Here is a 1,638-nt window from a genome sequence, read left to right as displayed (position 1 = left end):
GTTGTCGAACTTCGGCGTCGGCGAGGGGTCCATGACGTAGCGGCCCTCGACCTTCACCGGGTAGGCGTAGGTCGTGGCGATGCGGCCGTGCTTGGCGATGTCCTCGTAGAGCTTGACGTGCATCAGCCCGTATTCCTCGAGCGCGTGCATCTTCCGCGTCTCGGTCTCGCGCGGCTCGAGGTAGCGCAGAGGCTCGGGGATCGGCACCTGGTAAACCAGCACCTGCCCCTCGGCGAGTTTCGCTTCCGGGATACGGTGGCGCGTCTGGATGATCGTCGCTTCTTCGGTATGCGTGGTCACCGCAACATTGGCGACCTTGGCGAAGAAGGCGCGGATCGACACGGCGTTGGTGGTGTCGTCGGCGCCCTGGTCGATGACCTTCAGCACATCTGATGGACCGATGATCGAGGCGGTGACCTGCACGCCACCGGTGCCCCAGCCGTAGGGCATCGGCATTTCACGGGAAGCGAACGGCACCTGATAGCCGGGGATGGCGATGCCCTTGAGGATGGCCCGGCGGATCATCCGCTTGGTCTGCTCGTCGAGATAGGCGAAGTTGTACTTGGCGATGTTCATTCTGCCGCCTCCGGATAGGCTTCTGCTTCGTCCGCGACGTCGTGCTCGGCGCGCATTTCGCGCAGCAGGCCGAGTTCGCCCTGGAAATCGACATAGTGCGGCAGCTTCAAGTGCTCGACGAAGCCGGTCGATTGCACGTTGTCGGAGTGGGAGATGACGAACTCCTCGTCCTGCGCTGGGTGCTCGACATCCTCGCCCAGCTCGCGAGCCCGCAGCGACCGATCGCACAGCGACATCGCCATGGCCTTGCGCTCGGCCTGCCCGAACACGAGGCCGTAGCCGCGGGTGAACTGCGGCGGCACCTTGGCGTTGCCCTTGAACTTGTTGACCATCTGGCACTCGGTGACCCGGATGCGCCCCAGGTTCACGGCAAAGCCGAGTTCGGGAATATCGAGTTCGACCTCGACCTCGCCGATGCGGATTTCGCCGACGAACGGGTGCGAGCGGCCATAGCCGCGCTGCGTCGAGTAGCCGAGCGCGAGGAGGAACCCCTCGTCACCACGGGTAAGTGCCTGCAGCCGCCGGTCGCGGTTGAGCGGAAACTCCAGCGGCTCGCGGGTGAGATCGCCGATCTCTTCCTGCACCTCGGACACGTCGGGCTCGATCAGGCCCTGGTGGTCGAGCAGGTCGGTGACGCGCGGCGCGTGTTCGTCATCGCTGGCGCGGGCCACCGCCTCATCCACATCGGCCCCCTCGGCGATCGACGGGTCGAGCAGCCGGTGCGTGTAGTCGAAGGTGGGGCCGAGCAGCTGGCCGCCCGGCAGATCCTTGAACGTCGCCGAGACGCGGCGCTCGATCTTCATCGCGGCCGTATCGATCGGCTTCGAATAGCCGAAGCGCGGCAGCGTGGTGCGGTAGGCACGGACGAGGAAGATCGCCTCGATCAGGTCGCCGCGCGACTGGATGATGGCGAGCGCTGCGAGTTCGCGGTCATAAAGTGAGCCCTCGCCCATGGCGCGATCGACCGCGAGGCCGAGCTGTTCAATGATCTGGTCGAGGCGCAAAGCCGGCACCGAGCGATCGCCGCGGCGGCGATCGGCAAGCAGCCGGTGAGCATTGGCA

At 65.8% G+C, this 1,638-nt stretch carries 2 protein-coding genes; both read right to left on the bottom strand.

The genetic code is table 11. The features are described 5' to 3' along the window. On the bottom strand, positions 1-576 hold a 576-nt coding region (locus V6M48_RS00560; protein ID WP_332810570.1), incomplete at its 3' end, for an alpha-D-ribose 1-methylphosphonate 5-phosphate C-P-lyase PhnJ. Beyond that, positions 573-1,638, bottom strand: a 1,066-nt coding sequence (locus tag V6M48_RS00555) for a carbon-phosphorus lyase complex subunit PhnI (protein ID WP_332810569.1), incomplete at its 5' end; no start/stop codon positions are given. The genes V6M48_RS00560 and V6M48_RS00555, both read right to left, overlap by 4 nt.

The sequence above is a fragment of the Sphingomonas sp. genome (assembly GCF_036677245.1).
Taxonomy (GTDB): Bacteria; Pseudomonadota; Alphaproteobacteria; order Sphingomonadales; family Sphingomonadaceae; genus Allosphingosinicella.
The sequence above is the reverse complement of the archived record's forward strand: the minus strand, read 5'-3'. Positions and strand labels throughout refer to the sequence as shown.